Below are 2,055 nucleotides of genomic sequence, written 5' to 3' on the forward strand. Positions count from 1 at the left end.
AACGTAACGGCCGAGCTCTTGGCCCAATATCTCGGCAGTATTTTGAAGGAGCGAATCGCGACGCAGTTACCAGGCAACCTCGAAAGCCTGCGCGTGGAAGTGTTTGAGACACCTCACTACTCCGCGCGGTGGACCTACATTGGCTCGGCGAATGAGTCAAGACGCTGAGCCTCGGATGCCACTCGGTCCGCCTGTCAAAGGACCCGGCAAATGAAGCACTTCAGGTAGTTTGTTTCGCGACACGTCACACTGACAGGATGGTCCGCACCGGCGCCTCGCTGCTCGAGGATCTGAATATCTCTTCGGGTTTGCTGGGCAACTCCAAAAATGACGTTGAAGAAATCTTCTCGGGTCACATATCCGGAGCAACTGCACGTGATGAGGTAGCCGCCGGGGGGAATGAGTTCCACCGCCATTCGATTCAAAAAATGGTAGGCGCGAAGGGCTTCGGGAAGTTTCGCCTTTCCGGAGGCGAATTTTGGTGGATCAAGGATGACCACGTCGAATCGCTCGCCGCGTTCCCGGAGTTCCTTGAGCACTTCAAACGCATCACCCACTTCAAAACGGGCGCGGGGGACGGCGTTGTGTTCCGCGTTGGCCCGCGCGAGAATGACGGCTTTTTCGCTGCTATCATAGCCCCATACTTCCCTGGCCCGTCCGAGCTTCGCTGCACACAGGGCGAATCCCCCGGTGTAGCAGAACATATCAAGGACACGTTTATCCCGTGTCCATTGTGCGGCCACACGCCGGTTCTCTCGCTGATCCAGGTAGAAGCCCGTTTTCTGGCCAGTGAGAAGGTCCACACCGTACTGGATTCCATGCTCCTCGATCAGGATGGGACCATCGGGAACGGTGCCGTGGATGGCGCGGTCAACAGTCAAGCCCTCCTGATCGCGCACTTCCGGGTCGCAGCGATGAACGATGCCGCGCGGTTTGATCGCCTCTTCCAGGATTTCCAGGAGTTCGCAGGACCGCTGCTCCAACCCCAGGGCATTGGTTTGCACAACGAGATACGGGCCGTATTTGTCCACGATAAGCCCGCTTAACCCGTCTGCCTCGCTGAAAACCAGTCGCACGGCTCCTTGCGGTGTGATCAACCCCAATTCGCTACGCAGGGCCAGAGCCCTGTGGATGCGATCACGCCAGAACTCCCGGTCCAACGGAATATCCTGCCACGTGTAAAGGCGGACGCGTATCTGGCTCCGGCTGTTGTAAAGTCCCCGCGCGATGAACCGCCCCTCCCGAGTAACAAGGTCAACAATTCCCCCGTCGGGCGGGTTGCCTTCCACGAGCTCCACGGCAGTTGCCCGGACCCATGGGTGACGCTCCACAAACGGCCGCAGGCGATCCTGTCGGACGACGACTTTTCCGGTGACCTCCATCTTCATCGCGTGAATCTCGATTCATAAACCGGATCATTTACCTCATTGGTTGAAATACGATTCGATTATGCCACAACTTGGAAACGAAAGAAGGCCAGGAGATCGGGCACCGGAGTCGACCTTGGACCTCGAGACATCGCCGGTGCCTCCGGGGAAATCTGGGGTGGTGCTCGGACGCCGAGAGCACACGGAAAAGGAAAACACGGACAGCGTCGGCCGGTCGATCGCTGGAGGATGTTTTGCCCGCTGGCTCTCGCGGACGCGCATAGTCCTGCCCGGCAAATTCCGGATGGTCCGCACCAAGCCTTGCGATCCGCACCGTTAACCCAAGTTGGCCAAGTTGCCTTCGGAAGACTCCGTCGCTTCCACAGCTTGATGCATCAACTCAGTCAAGGGACCCAGCCGTCTGATCTCCCCCGCAATGGATGGTGCCGCAAAGACACGCACCCGTTTGACGTAGTGGTCGAATTGCTCCTGTGCCAGGGCCCGCACAACGGGTGAGACTTCGCTCAGGGGGCGGTAGGTTGCCGGACCACTCCAGAGATTGAAATCGACTTCGGGTGGAATCGGATAATCCCCTTTCGGGCCAATCGACTTTCGCCGTTTGTAGCACAGCCCGCGGGCAAACTTCACCTCTCCAATACCGCCGGAGTGGAGAAAAGCGATCGCTTCC

The 2,055-nt window shown here is 58.4% G+C and carries 1 protein-coding gene and 1 pseudogene; both read right to left on the reverse strand.

The genetic code is table 11. The features are described 5' to 3' along the window. Positions 1–194 precede the first annotated feature (194 nt). Positions 195–1,388 (reverse strand): class I SAM-dependent rRNA methyltransferase, encoded by a 1,194-nt coding sequence (locus tag H5U08_RS16830; RefSeq protein ID WP_297035726.1) that lies wholly within the window; start codon positions 1,386–1,388, stop codon positions 195–197. Positions 1,389–1,703: 315 nt separating this feature from the next. Continuing rightward, positions 1,704–2,055: pseudogene (locus tag H5U08_RS16835) on the reverse strand (hypothetical protein); the annotation flags it as partial.

The organism is Thermogutta sp., assembly GCF_014359955.1.
Classification (GTDB): Bacteria; Planctomycetota; Planctomycetia; order Pirellulales; family Thermoguttaceae; genus Thermogutta.